We start from the raw sequence: 23,006 nt of genomic DNA, 5'->3' as shown, positions 1-23,006 counted from the left end.
TTCTGGGCGAACGCGTCACTTCGTGCACGGAGCCGCGGGTCGTGGCACTGCGGATACGCAGGCGACCACGGGCAGAGAATTGCGGCGGCACCGCCCGTACGGGTGGTGCCGCCGCTGGCATGGATACCGCGTTACCAGTGCGTGCTCTCATCGGGCCCGTCAGGGCGGGACGTTCTGCCCGTCACCTGCGAGCTAGCCCGTTACGCGGGCTTGGCGTCGCGTGGGTACCCGGTATTCATGCTTCCGGTCCGTGGGCCTTACTGCGATCGGAATCCTTGCACCGATTCCGCTGGTCTCGCGGGCCGTCAACTCATTTGTACTGCGGCCGACGACGATGTGGAACCCCTCGCGGACGGTCTTTACCTTTCCCCTCAAACTCACTCGAAGCGGGCGCGGCGCTGGCTCGTGTACCAGACCAGTCCCGCAGTGGCGGCGGCTGCACCCACTGCCGCCGCAGCGATCGCGAGCGCGGGCCGGGACGGCATCGACAGGCTCGGGAGGCGCTGCTTGAGGCGCACGGGGCGGGAGAAGGTGAGCACCGGCCAGTCGCGGCTGACGGCCTCCCTGCGCAGTGCCCGGTCCGGGTTGACGGCGTAGGGGTGGCCGACCGCTTCCAGCATGGGGACGTCGGTGATGGAGTCGCTGTAGGCGTAGCAGCGGCTCAGGTCGTACCCCTCGGTCTCGGCGAGCCAGGCGATCGCCTCGGCCTTGGCAGGTCCGTATGCGTAGTAGTCGATCTCGCCGGAGTAGCAGCCGTCCTCCACGACCATGCGGGTCGCCACGACGCGGTCCGCGCCGATCAACTCACCGATCGGCTCCACCACTTCCGCGCCGGACGTCGAGACGATGACGACGTCGCGCCCGGCGAGGTGGTGCTCCTCGATGAGGGAGGCGGCCTCGTCGTAGATGATCGGGTCGATGAGGTCGTGAATGGTCTCAGCGACGATCTCCTTCACCTGCTCGACGTTCCAGCCACGGCAGAGGGCGGAGAGATACTCGCGCATCCTCTCCATCTGGTCGTGGTCGGCTCCGCCGAGGAGATATACGAACTGAGCGTAGGCAGTACGGAGTACGGCACGGCGATTGATCAGGCCACCCTGGTAGAAGGATCTGCCGAAGGTGAGCGTGCTCGACTTCGCAATGACCGTCTTGTCCAGATCGAAGAACGCGGCTGTGCGGCGCATCGCTAGGTTTTCCACGAAGGCGAGCATAGGCGCCAGCCATTCGGCGTAAGCTGTGGCGCGTGGGTTTGCCTGAGAAGGCCCTCGGGTACACCATGGAAGTCACGGATCGTTCGCGACCGTGCTAACCCGGCCCGACTCCTCCCCCCCCGAGTCGGCCCTGGGGACGACCCCCGCTCTCCCCCCCGGCGGGGGTCGTCGCATGTCCGGAGGCCTTTTCTCCGCCGGCAGGTCCTCACCCCCTCTCTGGGCGATCTTCGGGCGTCTGTTCCGGTGCCCATCAAATCAGTAACTGACTGTAATCGATGTGCTGCTCTGCGGAAGTCGCCAGGACGGGTGACGGAGTTATTCACAACTCGCTGCATGTCCACAGTTTTTGACCATGATCACCAGGCATTTCCTCTTCCCCGCACAGTGATTCCCGACAGCTCTCGCAGGTGTTTGCGGGAGCGAGGCTGTGAAGAGTGAAGGGGCTCTGGAACGTGGCCGAAACCATTCTGATTGTCACCGAGGACGAAGAACTCCTTGATGACCTGCTGCGCCTGTGTGCGGCCGCCGGTGCGGAAGCGGAAGTCGCGCACGGAGCGCCCCTGAGCCGGACGGCCTGGGCGGGCTGGAGCGGCGCCGCAGCCTGGGAGAAGGCCCCTCTGGTGCTCGTAGGAGACGACTGCGCCGGAGCTCCCGGTCTCAGCGGCGCGTCGGGCGGAGGCACACCCGGTGCTGTGCGCAGAGCCGGCGTGCTGCTCGTCGGCAAGGACCTGGACGACCCGGGCGTCTGGGAGCGCGGGGCGCGGATCGGGGCCGAAGGCGTCGTCATGCTGCCGGACGCGGAGAGCTGGCTGGCGGGGCGTATCGCGGACGCGGCGGAGTGCGTCGGCCGGCCGGCGCTGACGGTGGGCGTACTCGGCGGACGGGGAGGTGCGGGCGCTTCGACTCTCGCCTGCGCCCTTGCCGTCACTGCGGCGCGGAACGGGCAGCGCACGATGCTCATCGACGGCGACGCCCTCGGAGGCGGCCTGGACGTGCTGCTCGGCGGAGAACGGACGGAGGGACTGCGATGGCCGGCGTTCGCGGAGTCGCGGGGGCGGGTCGGCGGCGGTGCGCTCGCGGAATCACTGCCGAAACTGCACGACTTGAGCGTGCTCAGCTGGGACCGGGGGGACTCCGTGCTGATCCCCGCGGACGCGATGAAGTCCGTGCTCTCCGCCGCGCGGCGGCGCGGCGGCGTCGTTGTCGTCGACCTGCCGCGGCGGATCGACGAGACGGTCGCCGAAGCGCTGGCACAGACGGACCTCGGACTGCTGCTGGTCCCCGCCGAGCTGAGGGCGGTCGCCGCCGCCCACCGTGTCGCCTCCCGTACGCAGATGGTGCTGCGCGACCTGAGGGCGGTCGTGCGGACGCCCGGTGGCCCCGGCGGGACGCGCAGCTACGGCCCGGGGCTGGACGACGAGGAGGTGGCACGGCTGCTGCGGCTCCCGTTGGCGGGTGAACTGCCGTGGGAGGCAGGGCTGTTGGAGGCGGTCGAGCGGGGGGTTCCGCCGGGCGCACGAACCAGCGGCGCGCTGGCCCGCTTCTGCAGGGACTTCTGGTCCCAGGCGCTCAGCGGCGACGTGAACGGCGGGGGTGTGGCCGTATGAGCGCGGTGGACGGAGGGCTGAGCGCCGACGGGCGTATGACAGCGGCGGTCACGGGCGCGCGTCGAGTGGCACGCTCCGGCGCCCATGACGCGAGCAGCACCGGCAACGGGACGGAACCCGCCTCGCGGGCGGCGGCCCAGGAGCCGCTTCTCGACGCCGTGCGCCGCAGGCTCGCGGAGACGGGAGCCGAACCGACACCGGCCAGGGTCGCATCGGCTCTGCGCGCCCAGGGGCGGCTGCTGGGCGACAGTGCCGTGCTGGGAGTGGTGGAGGCTCTCCGCTCGGAACTGGTCGGCACGGGGCCCCTGGAGCCGCTGCTGGCCGACTCCGAGGTCACGGACGTACTGGTCACCCGTCCTGACGAGGTGTGGGTCGACCGCGGCCGCGGCCTGGAGCGAACGGACGTGCGCTTCCGCGATGCCGCTTCAGTGAGACGGCTGGCGCAGCGGCTCGCGACGTCGGCGGGGCGGCGTCTGGACGATGCGAGGCCCTGGGTGGACGCCCGGCTGCCGGACGGCACGAGGCTGCACGCCGTGCTGCCGCCGGTCGCCGTCGGCTCGACGTGTCTGTCGTTGCGCGTGGTGCGTCATCGGGCCTTCCGCCTGACGGAGTTGGTGAGTGCGGGCACCCTTCCTCCCGGGGGCGACCGGCTGCTTCGCGACGTGCTGGACGCCAGGCTCTCCTTCCTCGTCAGCGGCGGCACGGGCTCGGGGAAGACGACGCTGCTGAGCTCGCTGCTGGGGCTGGTGGCCCCCGATGAGCGGATCGTCCTCGCGGAAGACTCGGCCGAACTGCGGCCCGACCACCCCCACGTCGTGCGGCTGGAGGCCCGGCCCGCGAACCAGGAAGGCGCCGGAACGGTGGGTCTCGACGACCTGGTGCGTCAGGCACTGCGGATGCGGCCCGACAGACTCGTGGTGGGGGAGGTGCGGGGTGCCGAAGTCACCGAACTGCTGGCCGCGTTGAACACCGGCCACGAAGGCGGCTGCGGAACGCTGCACGCCAATGCTGCGGCGGACGTTCCCGCCCGGCTGGAAGCGCTCGGGACGGCTGCCGGGCTGGACCGGGCAGCTCTGCACAGCCAGTTGGCGGCCGCACTGGACGTCCTGGTGCACCTCGTGAGGGACCGCTCGGGTCAGCGGCGCGTCGCTGAGATCCATGTGCTGGCACGCGGCTCGGACGGCCTGGTCACGACGGTCCCGGCCGTGGTGTGGGGCGACCGGGGCTTCGTCGAGGAGCGCGGCGCCGGGCAGTTGGCGAGGCTCTGCGGAAGAGGGCGCACAGGTCGGTCCGTCCCGGATCACGACGGACGCCGGTACGGCGACCCAGGTCACCGTGCCCGGGCCTCCGGATACGAGTCCCTGAAGTCCGCCGTCGAGCCCGGGGGGTTCGCGCACGAAAGGGGAGCGCGATGACGGGCGCCGGAGGAGAAGGAGTGCCGGGGCTCGAGGCGGCACCCATGTACGCCGCGATGGTGTGTGCGGGGGCCGCCGCCTGGCTGATGGCGGGACGGGAGGACGGGACGAAGCGAGCACGTCTGCTGCTCGCGGGAGTCGGCAGGGCGTGCGACACACGCCCTCAACTGCCGCCCGCCTGCTCACGGTTGCTCGACGCCGTACGCGAACGTCTGGGCTGCCGCGAAGACCGGGCGTGGTGGTGTCTTGCGGCCGGGGCGGTCCTGGGGCTCCTCGGCGAGTCATGGCTGCCACTCGTCGCCGGAGCCGCCGCGGTGCCCGTCGCCAGACGGATGCTGCTCAGGCGTGGGCGGCGGAGCGCGGCGGAACGCCGGGCATCGGCCGTGGTCGAACTGTGCGCCGCGGTCGCGGGCGAGCTGCACGCCGGGAGGCAGCCGGACCGGGCGCTGCTGGCGGCAGGGGCCCTGCCCCTCAGGGAGCTGGGGGAGGGCGGAGCGGCGGTCCTGGCAGCGGCGCGCTTCGGCGGGGACGTCCCGGAAGCTCTGCGGGAGGCGGCACGGAGCCCTGGCGCGGAAGGGCTCAGCGGAGTGGCCGCCTGCTGGCAGGTGGCGGTGGAGAGCGGGGCGGGGCTCGCGAAGGGGCTCGATGCGGTGGCTCTCGCGTTGCGAGCCGAACGAGACCAACGCGCGGAATTGCAGGCCCTGCTGGCCGGACCGCGTTCCACCGCTCTCGTCCTCGCGCTCCTTCCCGCCTTCGGTCTGCTGCTCGGAGCCGCCATGGGGGCCGATCCGATGCGGGTTCTCCTGCACAGTCCGGCCGGGCTGGCCTGTCTTGCCGTCGGAGGGCTGCTGGAGTGGGCGGGTCTCGCCTGGGTGGCTCGGCTCGTCCGGACCGCGGAAGGTCCCGGCAAGGCCGAGAAGGGCGGAACGGCATGAGCCCTCGTATGACCGCGGGCGCCGCGGCTGCTGTCGCCGATCCGTGGGTGTGGGTGCCGCTGCTGGTGACGGCCGGCTGTCTCGCCGCATGGTGCTGGGAGGTCTGGCGCGGACGGCGGTCGCGGGCCCGGACCCGGCTGTTGCTGGGAGAGCCGGCCGAGGGGGAGCGGGCGGAGCAGTCCGGGAGTCACGCCGACAGGCCGCAGCACTCCCTCGGCCGCCGCCTCGCCCGCTCGTCGGACCACAGCCTCCTGGCTCATCAACAGTGGTGGAAGGGGCGTGAGCGCCGCCGCCGGCTGCGCGCCGGGGCCGGGGCACTGGGTGCGGGGGCCCTGGCCGTGATCGTCGTCGGTGGAGTGCCCGGGTGGCTCGTGGGAAGTGCCGGGGCGTACTGCGTGTGGCGCCGGGCGGCCAACCGGGACGGACCCGAGGCCAGCAGCGAGAACAGCGCCGAGGCCCGTACTGCTGCTGAACAGCTGCCTCTCACGGCCGAGTTGCTCGCAGCCTGTCTCGCGGCAGGCTCCGCGCCCGTCCCTGCAGCCGACGCGGTGGGCCGGTCGGTCGGAGGGCCGCTGGGGGCACAGCTGATGCGGGCGGCCACGGAGCTGCAACTCGGCGCTGAACCAGCTGCGGTCTGGGCGCGGTTCGTGGGGTTGCCGGGCGGTGACGCTTTCGTCCGGTCCATGGAGCGGGCGGGTGGCGGCGGAGTCCCGGCGGTGGAGTCCGTGACGCGGCTCGCAGCCGAACTCCGTGCCGGAGCGGCGCGTGCAGCCACAACTCGCGCCAGGCGCACGGCGGTTCTGGTGACGGGGCCGCTGGGGCTGTGCTTCCTGCCCGCCTTCCTCGCCGTCGGTGTCGCCCCGGTGGTCATGGGCCTCGCCCGTTCACTGCTCTGACCGACGGGAGCACCACTGCGGATCGGGCCCGGCAACGGCACGACGGCCCGCACAGACCGGCCTCACCACACAGGAAGGAAACGACCATGTCGAAGAAGCTCCGTCCCGCTCGTCCCGCTCGTCCCGCTCGTCCCGCTCGTCCGGCCCGTCCGGCCCGTCCGGCCCGTCCGGCCCGTCCGGCCCGTCCGGCCCGTCCGGCCCGTCCCGCGCGTCCGGCCCGTCCGGCATCCGGGGGCGCCCCGCATCGGCTGCGGGGTGCGGGGCGCCGCCATCTGCTCGCTGTGAGACGCGAGTTGACGAACGACGCAGGCATGAGCACCGCCGAATACGCGGTCGGGACCATCGCCGCGTGCGGGTTCGCAGCCGTGCTCTACAAGGTGCTGACGAGCGGTGCGGTCAGTGCCGAGCTGCAGCAACTGATCGAGAGGGCACTCGATGCCGGCCGATGACGACGGCTACGTCACAGCGGAGACGGCAGTCGTCGTCCCGGCCCTGGTACTGCTGTTCGGGATGCTGCTGTGGGGCGTCATGGCAGCCGCGCAGCACATTCAGGTGGTCGACGGTGCGCGGGTCGGCGCGCGTGCGGCGGCACGAGGTGAGCAGGAGGCCGCGGTGCGGGCCGTCGCTCTCTCCGCCGCACCTGAGGAGGCCACCGTGCAGACGCTCCGCCAGGGCGACTTCGTGCGCGTGCGCGTCGAGGCACGCTCATCCGGTCCCGGACCGCTGTCGGTCGCGTTGAGCGCCGAAGCAGTGGCCATGGCCGAGGACGGGACGGGGGGCACCGGCCGTGCTGAGAAGTGACCGCGGTTCCGCGACGGTCTGGGCCGCCTTGAGCGGCGTGGCGCTGTGCGGTGTCACCGCGGTGCTGCTGGGGCTCGGACAGGCCGTCTCCGTACGGCACCGCGCAGCCGGAGCGGCTGATCTGTCGGCGCTCGCCGCCGCAGACCGTGCCCTCGACGGCGAACGCCGGGCATGTGCCGCCGCCCGTCGAGTGGCCTCCGTGCAAGGAGCCCGTCTCGTCCGGTGCTCCGTCCGCGGCGAGATCGCGGACGTCTCGGCGCGGGTACGGACCGGCCCGTACGCGCCCGAGGCGCGGGCCAGGGCGGGACCGCCGGACGTGACGCCCGGCAACGGTCACCGGGCCGCCGGCAGCGCCGAAGCCTCGCCTGCGTCAGCCGCTGCTCCCCCACGCAGAGGGCCGTGGCCGGTGCGCCTACGTCCCGGAGGGCGTGGGTTCGAGCAGTTCCGTGAGCAGCCGGACGGCACCCCGCTTGTGCAGCGGATCGTTGCCGTTGCCGCACTTGGGCGACTGGATGCACGAGGGACAGCCGGCTTCGCACTCGCATGCCGCGATGGCGTCCCGGGTTGCCGCCAGCCACTCGCGGGCGGTGCGGAAGGCCCGCTCGGCGAAACCGGCGCCGCCGGGCTGCCCGTCGTAGACGAAGACGGTGGGCAGCAGGGTGTCGGGGTGCAGGGGGACGGAGACGCCGCCGATGTCCCAGCGGTCGCACGTCGCGAAGAGCGGCAGCAGACCGATGGCCGCGTGCTCGGCGGCGTGCAGCGCCCCCGGGAGGATCTCCGGGCCGACCCGCGCCGCGTCGAGCTGGTCCTCCGTGACGGTCCACCACACCGCGCGGGTGCGCAGCGTACGAGGCGGAAGGTCGAGCTTCGTCTCGCCCATGACCTCTCCCGTCATGCGGCGGCGGAGGTAGGAGACGACCTGGTTCGTCACCTCCACGGTGCCGTAGCACAGGCGGGCGTCGCCCCAGGGGACCTCCGCCTCCGTCTCGAGGACGGATACGGAAGTGGTGTCCCTGGCCATCGTGGTCCAAGGCGGACTCGCCTCTTCCACGAGCGCGGCGGAGTCCTCCAGGTCGAGACGCCTGACCACGTAGGTGCGGCCCTGGTGCAGATGCACGGCACCTTCGTGGACGGTGGTGTGCGCGGACGCGGCGTCCACGGTGCCGAGGAGACGCCCCGTACCGTCCTCCACGATCTGCACGGGCGTTCCCCCGGAGCCGCGGATGTCGGCGAGGTCGGCCGCCCGCTCCTTGCGCGTCCAGTACCAGGACCCGCCCCTCCGGCGCAGCAGCTTGCGTCCCTCCAGCTGCCGCAGCAGAGCCGGACAGCCGGGCCCGAAGAGTTCCGCATCGGCCTCGGTGAGGGGGATCTCGGCCGCTGCCGCGCACAGATGAGGAGCGAGGACGTACGGGTTGTCCGGGTCCAGGACGGTCGATTCGACCGGTGTGCGGAAGAGCGACTCGGGGTGGTGCACGAGATAGGTGTCGAGGGGGTCGTCCCGCGCGACCAGGATGGCGAGCGCCCCTTCGCCCGTACGTCCGGCGCGCCCGGCCTGCTGCCAGACAGAGGCACGTGTGCCGGGATATCCGGTGATGAGCACGGCGTCGAGCCCTGACACGTCGACACCCAGTTCCAGGGCGTTCGTCGCGGACAGACCGAGCAGGTCTCCCGTGTGCAGACGGTGTTCGAGTGCGCGACGCTCCTCCGGCAGGTAGCCGCCCCGGTACGCGGCGATCCGGTCCGGCAGCCGGCGGTCGACGGCGCCGAGACGGTCCTGGGCGATCAGGGAGATCAGCTCGGCGCCGCGGCGCGAGCGCACGAAGGCGACCGTACGCACGCTCTGGAGGGCCAGGTCCGTCAGGAGTTCCGCGGCCTCGGCAGTGGCCGTACGCCGTACCGGCGCTCCGCGCTCGCCTTCCAGCTCGGTCAGCGGAGGCTCCCAGAGCGCGAAGACCAACTCGCCCCGGGGAGAGGCGTCTTCGGTGACTTCGGTCACGGGCACGCCGGTCAGCCGGGTGGCGGCCTCGCCCGGCCCGGCCGAGGTGGCGGACGCCAGGAGGAAGACGGGCTCCGAGCCGTACCGGGCGCAGATCCTCCGCAGCCGCCGGATCACCTGGGCCACGTGGGAGCCGAAGACACCGCGGTAGGTGTGGCACTCGTCGATGACGACGTAGCGCAGGGAGCGCAGGAAGGAGGACCAGCGTGCGTGCGCGGGGAGGATTCCCCGGTGCAGCATGTCGGGGTTCGTGAGCACGTAGTTGGCGAACAGGCGCACCCATTCCCGCTCTTCGAAGGGGGTGTCCCCGTCGTAGACGGCCGGGCGTACCGACGTGCCGAGCGGCGCGGCGAGTTCCGTCACAGCGCGACGCTGGTCGGCTGCGAGCGCCTTCGTGGGCGCCAGGTACAGGGCCGTACTGCCACGTCGGCGCTGCTGGGGTCCGCCGGCCGGCTGGGCGCGCTGCGCCGGCGAACGTCCGCCGTCCCCGTCCCCGTCCGCGTCCGATGGGTCCGCCCCGTCGAGGAGAGCACTCAGGGTCGGTATGAGATACGAGAGGGACTTGCCGGATGCGGTGCCTGTGGCGATGATCACTGACTCGCCCCGGAGGGCGTGCTCGGCCGTGCGCGCCTGGTGCTGCCAGAGCCGGTCGATCCCCGACTCCCTTACGGCATCGATCACTTCAGGCCGGATCTGCCCGGGCCAATCCGCATGGCGGCCGATCCGCGGGGGCAAGTGCTCCGTATGGGTGATGCGGGCAGCCCTGCCCTCCCCTGCGGTGAGTTGAGCGAGCACCGTTCGGGGATCACTGTCGGATACCTTGCGGGAGGGCACAGCAGGTGAGCGTACGCTCGTCGCGACCAGATGCGGTCGGTCGGCCGTGGGCACCGAGGGTGTCCCCGGCGCGACGCTCAATGACCGCAAGGCGTCGTGCGTGCAGGCCCGTAAGTGATTGAATGCTTCTGCGGCTGCCGATCCGCCCGCTGTCCCGGCCTGTCCTCGGCCGGGATAATTCAGTGGGCGGACGACTCGATAGCAAGGTGCTGGAGGATCCGTGGACCTGTCCCTGTCGACCCGGACCGTAGGCGATCGCACGATCGTCGAGGTCGGTGGCGAGATTGATGTATACACCGCGCCCAAGCTGCGGGAGCAGCTGGTCGAGCTTGTGAACGACGGCAGCTACCACCTCGTCGTGGACATGGAAGGCGTCGACTTCCTGGACTCCACAGGGCTCGGTGTGCTCGTCGGCGGGCTCAAGCGGGTGCGTGCCCACGAGGGCTCGCTGCGCCTGGTGTGCAACCAGGAGCGCATTCTCAAGATCTTCCGAATCACCGGTCTGACCAAGGTGTTCCCCATCCACGGTTCCGTGGACGAGGCCGTCGCCGCGACCGACTGACGTCCGTCGCGGACGGACCGGCTATTCGGAAAGACGCCGGAGGTACCGGGCTCGCCGAGCCCGGTACCCGGCAATGTGACAGTGCAAGACTGAGGGGGATGGCATGGCCATCGTGGAACTCCGCTTCAGCGCGTTGCCGGAGCACGTGCGCACGGCAAGGCTGGTGGCCGCCGCAGTCGCGCGGCGGGCCGGGGTGGACGAGGCCGTGCTCGACGAGGTGCGGCTGGCGGTCGGAGAGGCGTGCTCCCGCGCCGTCGGGCTGCATGTGAGCCATGGCCTGGACACCCCCGTACGCGTGGCGCTCATCGAGGAGGAGAAGAAGTTCTCCATCGAGGTCGGCGATGCGGCTCCCACGGCGACTGCCGGAGCCCGTGGCTCCACAGGGCCTGCCCCGGCTTCATCCGCGGCATCCGACGGTGAAGAAGCCGAGAGCGAGATGGGCCTGGCCGTCATCAGCGGTCTCGTCGACGACGTGGAAGTGACCACGGACGACAAGGGCGGCCTGATCCGCATGAGCTGGCCGGTGACTCCGGAGCCGGTCCTTCCCTGAGCGTTCCCTGAGCGGGTTCTTCCCTGAGCGGGTTCTTCCCTGAGCCGGCTCGGGCGTCGCGAGCCCGCGAAGATCCAAACGACGTGCCCTAACCCCCTTCGCAGGCTGCACGATTTCCTCAGCCCGGGCTTCAGGCCCGGGCTGCTTGCGGCGGCCGGCCGTCGGCACGAGCGGCGGAGGGACCCGCTCATCGGGGGACCGCACCCGTCCGGCAGCCCTCGCGACAGGGGATGAGCGGCTGGAGACGGTCCACGACCTCGCAGCGCGACAAGCCCCCCGGCACCGTCCATCTCCCCGGGGGCGGCTGCTGGGAGAGACGGATGCGGAAGCTAGCATTCCGCGTCGGCCGCAAAATGTTTCCGGATCTTCATCAAGCCCGGTGACACCCGCTCTCGGGCGTCCGCGCCCCCGTATGCGAGCCTCCGCGTGCTCGGCTGCCGGACGTCCGCGAGGTCTCTGAAAGGCTCTTTTCTGAGCCGCTTTGATGGGAAAAGAGGGGCATGTGCGGCGCCCGTGTTGATCATTTTTTACAGCGTCAGCATTTTTGTAAGGCTAGCTCGTCCGGGCTAATTCCCCACACGAACTCCATTTGATCTCCGCTGGTGTAGGCGAATTGCCGATCCTGCGCTCTGTTTTGATCTGGAGCTGATCCCTACAATCCGTCCACATCTTTGCAAGCAGGAGCCGTACGTCGAACCGCGCGCCCCTGCGCCAAGCGTCAAGGAGGACGAATGGCGGGGCACCTCAGCCCATCTCAGAATCAACAGCACCTCGCTGACGCAGTGCTGACCAGCGCCAACCGCGGTCTCGTCATCGTGATCGCGCTAGTCGCCCTGGCAGCTCTCGGCGTCGCCGTGGTGCTGGTCCGTCAAGTGCTCGCCGCATCCGAGGGCACTGACAGCATGAAGAAGATCGCAGCAGCGGTGCAGGAAGGCGCGAACGCCTACCTCGCGCGGCAGATGCGAACGCTCGGCATCTTCGCCGTGGTGGTCTTCTTCCTGCTGTTCCTGTTGCCTGCCGATGACATGGGTCAGCGTGTTGGACGTTCGCTGTTCTTCCTGGTCGGCGCGGCTTTCTCCGCTGCCACCGGCTATATCGGCATGTGGCTCGCGGTGCGCAGCAACGTACGAGTTGCTGCTGCGGCACGTGAGGCGACGCCCGAAGAAGGGGCGCCCCCTGCGGACCTGACCAGCGTCTCGCACAAGGCCATGAAGATCGCTTTCCGCACGGGCGGCGTCGTGGGCATGTTCACGGTGGGTCTCGGCCTGCTGGGTGCGGCCTGCGTGGTGCTCGTCTATGCGGCGGACGCTCCCAAGGTCCTGGAGGGCTTCGGCCTGGGTGCCGCCCTGATCGCGATGTTCATGCGTGTCGGTGGCGGCATCTTCACCAAGGCGGCGGACGTCGGCGCCGACCTCGTGGGCAAGGTCGAGCAGGGCATCCCCGAGGACGACCCGCGTAACGCCGCGACCATCGCGGACAACGTCGGCGACAACGTCGGCGACTGTGCCGGCATGGCCGCCGACCTGTTCGAGTCGTACGCCGTGACCCTGGTCGCCGCGCTGATTCTGGGCACCGCTGTCTTCGGCAACGACGGTCTCGCGTTCCCGCTGATGGTCCCCGCCATCGGCGTGATCACGGCCATGATCGGTGTGTTCACGGTTGCTCCGCGCGCCAAGGACCGCAGCGGCATGACCGCCATCAACCGCGGATTCTTCATCTCCGCGCTGATCTCCCTGGTGATGGTCGCCATCGCGGCCTACGCCTACCTCCCCTCCAGCTACGGCGCTCTGACCGGCGTTGCGGGGGACGACGCCCAGGAGATCCTGAACCACAGCGGCGACCCGCGTGTGCTGGCGATCGTCTCGGTCGCCATCGGAATCGTGCTCGCCGCAGTGATCCAGCAGCTGACGGGGTACTTCACCGAGACCAACCGCAAGCCCGTACGGGACATCGGCCGGACCTCGCTGACGGGCCCGGCCACGGTCATCCTTTCGGGCATGTCGATCGGCCTCGAGTCGGCCGTCTACACGGCCCTGCTGATCGGGCTGAGCGTCTACGGCGCCTTCCTGCTCGGCGGCGGCACCGTCATGCTCGCGCTGTTCGCGGTCGCGCTCGCCGGCACCGGTCTGCTGACCACGGTCGGCGTCATCGTGGCCATGGACACCTTCGGTCCGGTCTCCGACAACGCCCAGGGCATCGCCGAGATGTCGGGCGACGTCGAGGGCGCGGGCGCCCAGGTCCTCACGGACCTGGACGCGGTGGGCAACACCACCAAGGCGATCACCAAGGGCATCGCCATCGCGACGGCCGTGCTCGCCGCCGCGGCGCTGTTCGGTTCGTACCGTACGGAGATGGTCAGCGCGCTCAGCGAGGCCGGGGAGAGCAGCGGCAAGATGCTGCAGCTTCTCGACATCGCGCAGCCCAGCACGCTGGTCGGGCTGATGCTCGGTGCGGCGGTCGTCTTCCTCTTCTCCGGCCTTGCCATCAACGCCGTCTCCAGGTCGGCGGGCGCCGTGGTGTACGAGGTCCGGCGGCAGTTCCGCGAGAAGCCCGGGATCATGGACTACACGGAGAAGCCGGAGTACGGGCGCGTCGTCGACATCTGCACCAAGGACGCGCTGCGTGAGCTGACGACGCCGGGTCTGCTGGCCGTCATGTCGCCGATCCTGGTGGGCTTCACGTTCGGTGCCGGTGCGCTCGCCGCCTTCCTGGCGGGGGCGATCGGTACGGGCACGCTGATGGCCGTCTTCCTCGCCAACTCCGGTGGCGCGTGGGACAACGCCAAGAAGCTCGTCGAGGACGGGCACCACGGCGGCAAGGGCAGCCAGGCCCACGAGGCGACCATCATCGGCGACACCGTCGGCGACCCGTTCAAGGACACCGCGGGCCCGGCGATCAACCCGCTGCTGAAGGTGATGAACCTGGTGGCGCTGCTCATCGCGCCCGCCGTGATCCAGTTCTCGTACGGCGAGGACGCGAGCGCGGGCGTGCGGACAGTGGTCGCGCTCGTCTCCGCGGCGATCGTCGTCGGTGCCGTGTACGTCTCGAAGCGGCGCGGTATCGCCATGAGCGACGACGACACCTCGTCCGAGAGCGGAAGCGACAGCGAGGGCACCGAGGCCGATAGGACGGCGAAGCCGTCCGATCCGGTCGCGGCTTCCTGACCCTCGGGCAGGTTGGTCCGTCAACACACGGGCGGGCGAGGCGCGTTGGCGCCCCGCCCGCCCGAGTGCGTGTGTGGGAAGGCCCACAACCCGTCGGAGTATGTGGTGCAAATGGCTACAATGCGGCGCAGAATTCTCGCCCGACTAGCCGTGTGCAGCCTCCGGGCGTGTATGTTCCGGGCCGAACAGCCACGGAAGGGACCGATCCGGTGAACAAGAAAGTTGCGGCTGCACTCTCCAGCGGCGCGGCGCTCGCACTCGCGCTGACCGGTTGCAGCGACGACAGCGGCAAAGAGACCGACGCGTGGGCCAAGAAGGTCTGCGACAAGGTGCAGCCCGAGGTCAAGAAGATCCAGGAGGCCAACACCTCCATCAACGAGGCGTCCAAGGAGAAGAGCTCCTCGGAAGAGGTCAAGGAGACCGACGCGGCCGCGTTCGAGAAGATCTCCGGCGCCTACAAGTCCCTCGGCACCGCCGTCGACGAGGCCGGCCCGCCGCCCGTGGACGACGGAGAGAAGCTGCACCAGGACGCGGTGAAGGAACTTCGCGCCATCTCCGAGAAGTACGGCCAGCTCCGCAAGACCGTCGACGGTCTGGACACCAAGGACCAGGCGAAGTTCGCCGAGGGCCTCCAGGGCGTCGCCACCAAGCTGGACGCGCTCGGCAAGAGCGGCGACAAGGCGCTGAGCAAGCTGCAGTCCGGCGACGTCGGCAAGGCCATGGCCGATCAGCAGGGCTGCAAGCGTCCCGCCAACTCCCCGAAGGTCTAGGATCTTCGCCCCCGTGACGGCACGCCTGCGCCCGGGGGACGACACAATGGTGACGTGAGTATCAGCGAACGCCTTCCCGAAGCGGACTTCGAACGCACCAGCCGACTGCGGGAGGCGCTGCGCAGCGCTGACTTCACCGCCGACGGCCTGCTGGACCTGCTCGGGGGGCCCGCCTACGCCGCACTCGCCCGGAGCGAGACCGTGCCCGCGCTGCGCGCGACACGCGAAGCGGAACCTCTGCCGACACTGGTCAGGCTGTTCCTGCTGCAGCAGAGCGTTCCGTACGACCAGGCAAGGGCGGCGCTTCCCCTCGACGACGTCCTCGACGGCGGCTGGCTCGTCCGCGCCGAAACGGAACCGGGACGGGCGGGGGCGGCCGAGTCCGTACGGGCGACTGTGGACGTACGTCCCTACTCCGGTCCCGAGGGGCAGGACTGGTGGATCGTCGCCGACCTCGGCTGCGCCGTGGCAGGGGCCGGAGGCGTCGGCTCCGCGCCGGGTGGGCTCGGCGGAGACGTCGTCCTCGGCGTGGGCGGTGCGTCCACGACACTGGCGGGCATCACGGTCCGCAGACCGGCCGCCCGCGCTCTCGACATCGGAACCGGCTCGGGGCTGCAGGCGCTGCACGCCGCCCAGCACGCCGGCCACGTGACCGCCACCGACGTCAACCCCCGGGCCCTGGCCTTCGCCCGGCTCACCCTCATGCTCTCCGGCGCCCCCGAAGCGGAGTTCCGGCAGGGCCCGCTGTTCGAACCGGTCGCCGACGCCGAACCGTACGACCTGATCGTCTCGAACCCGCCGTTCGTGATCTCGCCGCGGGCCCGGCTGACGTACAGGGACGGCGGCATGGACGGCGACGACCTGTGCCGCACTCTCGTGGACGGCGCCGCCGGCCGGCTGGCGCAGGGCGGCTACTGCCAGCTGCTCGCCAACTGGGAGCACCGGGAGGGGGAGGACTGGCACGAGCGGCTGCGGTCCTGGGTGCCGCGCGGATGCGACGCGTGGATCGTGCAGCGCGAGGTGCAGGACGTCACGCAGTACGCGGAGCTGTGGCTGCGGGACGCCGGCGATCACCGTGCGGGGGACGCCGCATACGCGGCCCGGTACGGCGAGTGGCTGGACGAGTTCGAGCGGCGGGGCACGACGGCGGTGGGGTTCGGCTGGATCACCCTGCGCAAGAGCGGGGCGGCCGATCCGGCGGTCCTCGTCGAGGAGTGGCCGCATCCGGTCGAGCAGCCTCTCGGGGAGGAGATCGTGCAGCATTTCCAGCGGCACGACTTCCTGCGCGCGACGGACGACGCGGCACTCCTGGGCTGCCACTTCCAGCTCGCCGACGGGGTCGTGCAGGAACAGGTGGGCATGCCCGGTGCCGAGGACCCCGAACACGTGGTCCTGCGTCAGCACCGCGGCATGCGGCGGGCGACCAAGGTCGACACCGTCGGGGCGGGATTCGCCGGGGTGTGTGACGGCTCGCTGCCCGCATGGCGGATTCTGGACGCCATCGCGCAGCTGGTGGGCGAGGACCCGGTGCTGCTGCGCGACCGTACGCCCAGGGCCATCCGGCTCCTGGTCGAGCAGGGTTTCCTGCTGCCGGTGGAGGCGAGAGAAGACGGAACGGCGGGGGAGTAGGCGGCCGTCCGCGTCGGGCCGGCCGTGCCGGAGGGCGCCGGGTCGACCCGGCGCCGGGGGAGGCGGCTTCGCGGGTTCACCTGCTGTTCGTACCAGGGTCGCCTTGCGGTGCCAGGGTGCGCGCCATGCAGAGCAGCATGGAGAGTACGCCGTCCGTTTTCGCGGGATTGTCGCTGGCGCTGTTCGGGACGGCGCTGCTGTTGTGGACCGGTGTGCGGCTGCGGTCGCACCTGCCGGTGGCGCACGGCGTACCGGCTTTCACCGCAGCGGCCGTGGCCGTCGTTTTCGGCGTGATTTCGCTCCTCACGGGCGGCTGGGTCCTCCTCGCGGCCTGAGGAACGGGCTGTATCGGGCGGCAGGATCGATTGGTGTCGGGTTACCGTTCGAGTTGCGTTGCGGAGTTTTACCGTTTGACACGGAGGCGGGAGGTACCGTCACACTCCGCAGCGATACCGAGCTACCGATGCCGTATGCCGACCGGAGAGAAGAGCGAGAAGTTGTCCCCGACCCGCGAGCCCGCAAACGGCGGGCGCCGACTCGTGATCGTCGAGTCGCCCGCCAAGGCCAAAACGATCAAGGGTTATCTCGGCCCCGGTTACGTGGTCGAGGCCAGCGTGGGTCACATCCGCGACCTTCCCAACGGTGCCGCCGAGGTTCCGGCGAAGTACAAGGGGGAGTCCTGGGCGCGGCTGGGCGTGAACGTCAACAGCGACTTCGAACCGCTCTACGTCGTCAACACGGACAAGAAGGACCAGGTCAAGAAGCTGAAGCAGCTTCTCGCCGAATCCGACGAACTCCTGCTCGCCACCGATGAGGACCGTGAGGGCGAGGCCATCGCCTGGCATCTGCGCGAGGTCCTCAAGCCCAAGGTGCCGGTGCGCCGGATGGTGTTCCACGAGATCACGAAGGACGCCATCCAGGACGCGGTCCGCAACCCGCGGGACCTGAACCAGCGCCTCGTCGACGCCCAGGAGACCCGCCGCATCCTCGACCGCCTTTACGGCTACGAGGTGTCGCCGGTGCTGTGGAAGAAGGTCATGCCGCGGCTCTCGGCAGGCCGCGTCCAGTCGGTGGCGACGCGGCTCGTCGTGGAGCGGGAGCGGGAGCGCATGGCGTTCCGCTCCGCCGAGTACTGGGATCTGACGGCCTCCTTCGCCGCGGAGAGAGCCACGGACGCCTCCGAGCCGGGGACGTTCGGCGCCCGGCTCAGCTCCGTCGACGGCAGGCGGGTCGCCCAGGGGCGCGACTTCGGCTCCGACGGGCAGCTGAAGAGCCCCGGCCAGGTGCTGCACCTGGACGAGCAGAACGCCCGCGCACTCGCCTCCGCCCTGGCGGACACGCAGTTCTCGGTGCGCTCCGTCGAGTCCAAGCCCTACCGCCGCTCCCCGTACGCGCCGTTCCGTACGACCACCCTGCAGCAGGAGGCCAGCCGCAAGCTCGGCTTCGGCGCGAAGATGACGATGCAGGTGGCGCAGAAGCTGTACGAGAACGGCTTCATCACCTACATGCGTACGGACTCCACGACGCTCTCGGACACCGCGGTCGGCGCAGCGCGCACGCAGGTGACGCAGCTGTACGGCTCGGACTACCTGCCGGACAAGCCCCGTGTCTACGCGGGGAAGGTCAAGAACGCGCAGGAGGCGCACGAGGCGATCCGCCCCTCCGGCGACCGCTTCCGCACCCCCGCCGAGACGGGCCTGACCGGCGACCAGTTCCGGCTCTACGAGCTCATCTGGAAGCGGACCGTCGCATCGCAGATGAAGGACGCGACCGGCCAGTCGGTCACCGTGCGCGTCGGCGGTCGTGCGAGTGACGGCCGGGACGCCGAGTTCAGCGCCACCGGCAAGATCATCACCTTCCACGGTTTCCTCAAGGCGTACGTCGAGGGCTCCGACGACCCCAACGCCGAGCTGGACGACCGCGAGCGCCGCCTGCCGCACGTCACCGAGGGGGACCCGCTCACCGCCGACGACCTCTCGGTCGACGGGCACGCCACCAAGCCGCCCGCCCGCTACACCGAGGCCACGCTGGTGAAGGAGCTGGAGGAACGGGAGATCGGACGCCCCTCCACCTACGCCTCGATCATCAGCACCATCCTCGACCGGCGCTACGTCTTCAAGAAGGGGACGGCCCTGGTGCCCTCCTTCCTGAGCTTCGCCGTGGTGGGCCTGCTGGAGAAGCACTTCGGACGGCTCGTCGACTACGACTTCACGGCGAAGATGGAGGACGACCTCGACCGCATCGCCGCGGGCAGTGCCGCGTCGGTGCCCTGGCTGCGCCGCTTCTACTTCGGCGAGGAGGCCGCCGACGAGGGCGTGCGGGGCTCTGCCGCGGACTCCGGCAACGGCGACGGCGACCACCTGGGCGGTCTGAAGGAACTCGTCTCCGACCTGGGGGCGATCGACGCCAAGGGCGTCTCGTCCTTCCCCGTGGGCGAGGGCATCACCCTGCGGGTGGGGCGGTACGGGCCGTACGTCGAGGGACCGCCGCCCTCGCCCGACGAGCCGGGCCAGCGCGCCGACGTCCCCGACGACCTGCCGCCGGACGAACTGACCGTCGAGCTCGCGAAGGAGCTGCTGGCCAAGCCGAGCGGCGACTTCGAGCTGGGCACCGACCCGGAGAGCGGCCGTCCGGTCGTCGCCAGGGACGGACGGTACGGCCCGTACGTCACAGAGGTCCTGCCGGAGGGCACTCCGAAGACCGGCAAGAACGCGGTGAAGCCGCGAACCGCCTCGCTCTTCAAGTCCATGTCGCTCGAAACGGTGACGCTCGAGCAGGCACTCAAGCTGCTGTCGCTGCCCCGTGTGGTCGGTACCGACCCGGAGACGGGTGAGGAGATCACCGCGCAGAACGGGCGGTACGGGCCGTACATGAAGCGCGGTACGGACTCGCGTTCGCTGGAGACCGAGGAGCAGCTCTTCACGATCACCCTCGACGAGGCGCTGGAGATCTACTCCAAGCCCAAGCAGCGGGGCCGCGCCGCCGCCAAGCCGCCGCTGAAGGAGCTGGGCACGGACCCGGAGACCGAGCGGCCCGTGGTCGTCAAGGACGGACGCTTCGGCCCGTACGTCACCGACGGCGAGACCAACGCCACACTGCGCCGGGACGACGACGTCGAGACGATCACCCCCGAGCGCGGCTTCGAACTGCTGGCGGACAAGCGGGCCAAGGGCCCGGCGAAGAAGGCCACCAAGAAGAAGGCCACGGCGAAGAAGACGACCGCGAAGAAGGCCACGGCCAAGAAGTCCACCGCGAAGAAGTCCACTGCGAAGAAGACGACCGCGAAGACGACCGCGGCCAAGAAGTCCACCGCGAAGACCGCGGCGAAGGGCTCCGCATCCTCCGACACCACGACCGAGTAGGGCCGCCGGCCATCAAAGCGCAGGTCCCGCCCGTTTGTTCGGGCGGCCCCACACGCCGTCGGCGGCGCCCTATACCCTGACCGCCATGACGCGAGCAGATCAGCCATCGGGCGTGAACCCCACCTCTGACGCCCCTGACGACGCACTCGCCGCGGAATCCCGCGAGCGCGCCGTGGGCGCGCTGTTGCGATTCGGACCGCTGCGGCGGCTGTGGAGCGCCCAGTTGACTGGTGGGATCGGAGACGCGCTGGCCCTGCTGGTGCTGTTGCTGCTGGCCCTGCAGGCGGCGACCGTACAGGCGGCGGGGGGTGAAGCCGTCTTCGGCGGCGGATACCGCGGCATGGCCCTGGTGATCACGGCCGTCTTCGGTGCGCGACTGCTGGCCACGCTGCTCTTCGGCGCCGTGCTGCTGGGGCCCCTCTCCGCGCTCATGGCGCCCGGCAAGGGCGTTCTCGACCGGCGCTGGACGATGTTCGGCACCGATGTGCTGCGCGCTCTCGCTCTGATCGTGGCGCCCATGTGGGTCGACTGGACGCCGGGGGACGCCTTCGCGCTGATCCTGATCACCACCTTCGTGCTCGGCGTCGCCGAACGCTTCTGGACCGTCGCGAAGGACAGCGCCGCCCCCGCACTGCTGCCCGCACCTCCGCCGGAGGGCTCCGCCGTACGGCCGCTGCCGGACCATCACGACGCGCTGCGCAGGCTCTGGCTCCGCAGCACCTTCCTCTCGCTGCCCGCCGCCGCCATCACGCTGGTCGTGGTCACCCTCGTCAGCAAGCTGCTCAGCTCGGCCTTCGAGTGGTTCGACACGCACCAGGCGGCCCTCGGGGCGTACGTCGCGGCGGGACTCTTCGCGGCGGCGGTCTCCGTCGTGTACTTCCTCGAACTGCCCGACTCGGGAACCCCCCGCCCCCGCAGCCCGCTCGAGGGCCTGCGCCGTCCCCGCGCAGCCGCGGCCGGGCAGGAGAAGCCCGGCCCGGACAAGGGACGCACGGGTGCGATTCCGCTGCTGGTGCTGGCCTGCTCCGCGATCGCCTGGGCGATCTCCTGTGCCGTCGCGGTGGCGGCGCTGCAGGCCGCGGATCTCGACGGCGGCCCTGTCAGCTTCGGTCTCCAGGTCTTCGCGCTCACCGGCGGAACGGCCGCGGGCATCCGCCTCGCGCCCCGCATCCTGCCGGGCTTCTCGCGCCGCCGGCTGCTCGCGCTGGCCATCGCCGTCACCGGCATCGCCCTGCTCGCGGCGGGGCTCGTCACGGACGCCACGACCGGCATAGTGCTGATGCTGATCTCCGGCTTCTCGGCCGGGATCGCCGCCCAGTCGGGCCACGTGCTCCTGGACCAGGAGACGGAGGACATCCGGCCCGTCTCGGGGCTGAGCCACCGGTCCCGTATGACGGAGCACCTGCAGACCGTCGTCCGCATCGCGATCGCCCTGGGCGCCCTGGCCGCGCCTGTGGCGTCCGGCTTCATCGGCCCGCACCGGGTGGGCAGCGGCGAGTTCGTCTTCGACCACGGCGGCGCGGCCTTCACGCTGATGCTCGTCGGCGCGCTGCTGCTGCCCGTAGCCGCCCTCGTGCTCGGCCGTACGGACGACCGGCAGGGCGTCACTCTCCGACGGGACCTGCTCGAAGCGCTGGGCGGCGGCCACCCCAAGGAGGCGCCGGCCGGGAGCGGTTTCTTCATCGCGCTCGAAGGCGGCGACGGAGCGGGGAAGTCCACGCAGGTGGACGTCCTGGCCGAGTGGATCCGGGCCAAGGGCCACGAAGTCGTCGTCACGAAGGAGCCGGGCGCCACCCCGGTCGGGAAGCGGCTGCGCTCGATATTGCTCGACGTCTCCGAGTCCGGACTGTCGCACCGTTCCGAGGCGCTGCTGTACGCGGCGGACCGCGCCGAGCACGTCGACACGGTGGTGCGTCCCGCCCTGGAGCGAGGCGCCATCGTCATCTCCGACCGCTACATCGACTCGTCCGTCGCCTACCAGGGCGCGGGACGCGACCTCTCGCCGACCGAGATCGCACGCATCTCGCGCTGGGCGACGGGCGGGCTCGTACCGCACCTGACCGTGCTGCTGGACGTCTCGCCGGAGACGGCGCGGGAACGGTTCACCGAAGCGCCGGACCGGCTGGAGTCCGAATCCGCGGAGTTCCACGACAAGGTCCGTTCCGGTTTCCTCACCATGGCCGCGGCCGACCCGGCGCGCTATCTGGTCGTCGACGCGTCGCAGACGCCGGACGCGATCACGACGGTCGTACGCCACCGGCTCGACCAGGTGCTGCCCCTCTCCGAGGCCGAGGTGAAGGCCGGCGAGGAGGCCCGTAAGGCAGCCGAGGAGGACGCGCGCCGCAGGGCGGAGGAAGAGGCCGCCCGCAAGGCTGAGGAAGAGCGCCAGGAACGTGAACGCCAGGAGCAGATGGCCCGGTTGAGGGCCGAGGAGGAGGAGCGCAAGCAGCGCGAGGCCGAACTCGAGAGGCAGCGTGCCGAGGCCCGCCGGGCCGAGGAGGCCCGGCAGCGCGCCGTGGAGGCCCGTCGGATCGCCCAGGAGGAGCGTCAGCGGCGGGAGGCCGAGGAGCGCGCCCGGGCGGAGGAGATCGCCCGTCAGCGGCGTCTCGCCGAGGAGGAGGCGCGGCTGCGGGCCCAGGCCGAGGAACGCCGCCAGGAGAAGCAGCGCAAGGCGGAGGAAGCGCTTCAGCGGGCGGAGCAGTCGCGGTCGCGGGAGACGGGGTCGGACCCGGACGGCTCGGACGGCAACACCGCGAAGCTTCCGCAGCCCGGGGAGGCGGCCGAGGAGCGGGAGGCCGAGCGTACGCAGGTGCTGCCCGGGACTCCTCCGCAGGCCCCGCTGCTGCGGGACACCTCGCAGCCGGGGCGGCAGGGCTCGCCGGGCAGGCAGGACGAGGAGACGACGCAGCTGCCGCGTGTGCACGCCGACGAGGAGCGTACGAGGGAGATGCCCTCGCCTCCCGCCGAGCCGGATGCGCGGCGGTCGTCGCGGCCACGTCCCGACTGGGCAGAGGAGACTCCGCTCGACGACGTGCCGTCGCTCGCGGACGAGTTGCTGGGCACCGGTGAGGACGACGAGGAGGACAGCGGCCGGAAGCGGCGTCGCGGCGGCAAGTAACCGGACGCTCCCGGGGGCCGGGCCGGAGTGGGCTGGACTGGGCCGGAGCGGGCCGGAGGGGGCACTCGGGGTGGCGGGGCGCGGCGCCTTCCGCGCGCTCCGGCTTCCGAAGTCTGCGCGCTCTTCGGCCGGTTCTGCGCGCACTTCGGCCGGTAC

16 protein-coding genes and 1 pseudogene are annotated in these 23,006 nt (G+C 70.9%); 15 read left to right on the top strand and 2 right to left on the bottom strand.

Features of this window, described 5'->3' with window-relative positions; genetic code table 11:
• Positions 1-377: 377 nt before the first annotated feature.
• Positions 378-1,211: an HAD family hydrolase gene (locus ACFPA8_RS14405; protein WP_386447957.1), complete on the bottom strand. Its 834-nt coding sequence runs from the start codon at positions 1,209-1,211 to the stop codon at positions 378-380.
• A gap of 452 nt (positions 1,212-1,663) precedes the next feature.
• Here ACFPA8_RS14405 and ssd point away from each other — a divergent pair, with 452 nt between their 5' ends.
• From ssd to ACFPA8_RS14370, 7 genes and pseudogenes are all read left to right on the top strand, one after another.
• Positions 1,664-2,818: a septum site-determining protein Ssd gene (gene ssd, locus ACFPA8_RS14400; protein ID WP_386447954.1), complete on the top strand. Its 1,155-nt coding sequence runs from the start codon at positions 1,664-1,666 to the stop codon at positions 2,816-2,818.
• A complete protein-coding gene (locus ACFPA8_RS14395; protein WP_386447952.1) occupies positions 2,815-4,233 on the top strand; it encodes a TadA family conjugal transfer-associated ATPase in 1,419 nt (472 codons plus the stop codon). The genes ssd and ACFPA8_RS14395 overlap by 4 nt, the downstream gene beginning before the upstream one ends.
• Positions 4,230-5,168 carry a type II secretion system F family protein gene (locus ACFPA8_RS14390; protein ID WP_386447949.1) on the top strand — a complete coding sequence of 313 codons (939 nt, stop codon included), beginning with the start codon at positions 4,230-4,232 and terminating at the stop codon, positions 5,166-5,168. Before ACFPA8_RS14395 ends, ACFPA8_RS14390 begins: the two co-directional genes overlap by 4 nt.
• Positions 5,165-6,064: a type II secretion system F family protein gene (locus ACFPA8_RS14385; RefSeq protein WP_386447946.1), complete on the top strand. Its 900-nt coding sequence runs from the start codon at positions 5,165-5,167 to the stop codon at positions 6,062-6,064. Before ACFPA8_RS14390 ends, ACFPA8_RS14385 begins: the two co-directional genes overlap by 4 nt.
• Before the next feature lie 311 nt (positions 6,065-6,375).
• Complete coding sequence (locus tag ACFPA8_RS14380) at positions 6,376-6,513, top strand: DUF4244 domain-containing protein (protein WP_386447943.1); 138 nt, start codon at positions 6,376-6,378, stop codon at positions 6,511-6,513.
• Positions 6,500-6,865 carry a TadE family type IV pilus minor pilin gene (locus ACFPA8_RS14375; RefSeq protein ID WP_386447940.1) on the top strand — a complete coding sequence of 122 codons (366 nt, stop codon included), beginning with the start codon at positions 6,500-6,502 and terminating at the stop codon, positions 6,863-6,865. The genes ACFPA8_RS14380 and ACFPA8_RS14375 overlap by 14 nt, the downstream gene beginning before the upstream one ends.
• A pseudogene (locus ACFPA8_RS14370) lies at positions 6,852-7,163 on the top strand (Rv3654c family TadE-like protein); the annotation flags it as partial. The gene ACFPA8_RS14375 and the pseudogene ACFPA8_RS14370, both read left to right, overlap by 14 nt.
• A gap of 114 nt (positions 7,164-7,277) precedes the next feature.
• On the opposite strand, the gene ACFPA8_RS14365 reads toward ACFPA8_RS14370, so the two are convergent.
• On the bottom strand, positions 7,278-9,785 hold the full coding sequence (locus tag ACFPA8_RS14365) for a DEAD/DEAH box helicase (RefSeq protein WP_386447937.1): 2,508 nt from the start codon (positions 9,783-9,785) through the stop codon (positions 7,278-7,280).
• 130 nt (positions 9,786-9,915) lie between these two features.
• Here ACFPA8_RS14365 and bldG point away from each other — a divergent pair, with 130 nt between their 5' ends.
• The 8 genes from bldG (at position 9,916) to tmk (ending at position 22,850) form a co-directional block, all read left to right on the top strand.
• Positions 9,916-10,257 (top strand): anti-sigma factor antagonist BldG, encoded by a 342-nt coding sequence (gene bldG, locus ACFPA8_RS14360; RefSeq protein WP_019547857.1) that lies wholly within the window; start codon positions 9,916-9,918, stop codon positions 10,255-10,257.
• A 103-nt stretch (positions 10,258-10,360) separates the two neighbouring features.
• Positions 10,361-10,807 (top strand): ATP-binding protein, encoded by a 447-nt coding sequence (locus ACFPA8_RS14355; protein ID WP_386447934.1) that lies wholly within the window; start codon positions 10,361-10,363, stop codon positions 10,805-10,807.
• Between the two features lie 731 nt (positions 10,808-11,538).
• Entirely contained in the window at positions 11,539-13,971 is a 2,433-nt protein-coding gene (locus ACFPA8_RS14350) for a sodium-translocating pyrophosphatase (RefSeq protein ID WP_386447931.1), read from the top strand.
• Between the two features lie 209 nt (positions 13,972-14,180).
• Positions 14,181-14,741, top strand: a complete 561-nt coding sequence (locus ACFPA8_RS14345) for a small secreted protein (RefSeq protein ID WP_386447928.1) — start codon at positions 14,181-14,183, stop codon at positions 14,739-14,741.
• 60 nt (positions 14,742-14,801) lie between these two features.
• Positions 14,802-16,370 (top strand): DUF7059 domain-containing protein, encoded by a 1,569-nt coding sequence (locus ACFPA8_RS14340; protein WP_386449437.1) that lies wholly within the window; start codon positions 14,802-14,804, stop codon positions 16,368-16,370.
• A gap of 125 nt (positions 16,371-16,495) precedes the next feature.
• The gene (locus tag ACFPA8_RS14335) at positions 16,496-16,705 is read left to right on the top strand and encodes a hypothetical protein (protein WP_386447926.1); all 210 of its coding nucleotides are present in this window, start codon (positions 16,496-16,498) and stop codon (positions 16,703-16,705) included.
• A gap of 162 nt (positions 16,706-16,867) precedes the next feature.
• Positions 16,868-19,732, top strand: a complete 2,865-nt coding sequence (gene topA / locus ACFPA8_RS14330; RefSeq protein ID WP_386449435.1) for a type I DNA topoisomerase — start codon at positions 16,868-16,870, stop codon at positions 19,730-19,732.
• An 85-nt stretch (positions 19,733-19,817) separates the two neighbouring features.
• A complete protein-coding gene (gene tmk, locus ACFPA8_RS14325) occupies positions 19,818-22,850 on the top strand; it encodes a dTMP kinase (protein ID WP_386447923.1) in 3,033 nt (1,010 codons plus the stop codon).
• Positions 22,851-23,006 lie beyond the last annotated feature (156 nt).

Source organism: Streptomyces ovatisporus (assembly GCF_042653885.1).
Classification (GTDB): Bacteria; Actinomycetota; Actinomycetes; order Streptomycetales; family Streptomycetaceae; genus Streptomyces; species Streptomyces ovatisporus.
This window is presented reverse-complemented; position numbering and strand designations above follow the sequence as displayed.

Coding starts and splice junctions, on each gene's coding strand:
- ACFPA8_RS14405 (WP_386447957.1), bottom strand. CDS start 1,211: ATGCTCGCCTTCGTGGAAAACCTAGCGATGCGCCGCACAGCCGCGTTC.
- ACFPA8_RS14395 (WP_386447952.1), top strand. CDS start 2,815: ATGAGCGCGGTGGACGGAGGGCTGAGCGCCGACGGGCGTATGACAGCG.
- ACFPA8_RS14390 (WP_386447949.1), top strand. CDS start 4,230: ATGACGGGCGCCGGAGGAGAAGGAGTGCCGGGGCTCGAGGCGGCACCC.
- ACFPA8_RS14385 (WP_386447946.1), top strand. CDS start 5,165: ATGAGCCCTCGTATGACCGCGGGCGCCGCGGCTGCTGTCGCCGATCCG.
- ACFPA8_RS14380 (WP_386447943.1), top strand. CDS start 6,376: ATGAGCACCGCCGAATACGCGGTCGGGACCATCGCCGCGTGCGGGTTC.
- ACFPA8_RS14375 (WP_386447940.1), top strand. CDS start 6,500: ATGCCGGCCGATGACGACGGCTACGTCACAGCGGAGACGGCAGTCGTC.
- ACFPA8_RS14355 (WP_386447934.1), top strand. CDS start 10,361: ATGGCCATCGTGGAACTCCGCTTCAGCGCGTTGCCGGAGCACGTGCGC.
- ACFPA8_RS14350 (WP_386447931.1), top strand. CDS start 11,539: ATGGCGGGGCACCTCAGCCCATCTCAGAATCAACAGCACCTCGCTGAC.
- ACFPA8_RS14335 (WP_386447926.1), top strand. CDS start 16,496: ATGCAGAGCAGCATGGAGAGTACGCCGTCCGTTTTCGCGGGATTGTCG.
- tmk (WP_386447923.1), top strand. CDS start 19,818: ATGACGCGAGCAGATCAGCCATCGGGCGTGAACCCCACCTCTGACGCC.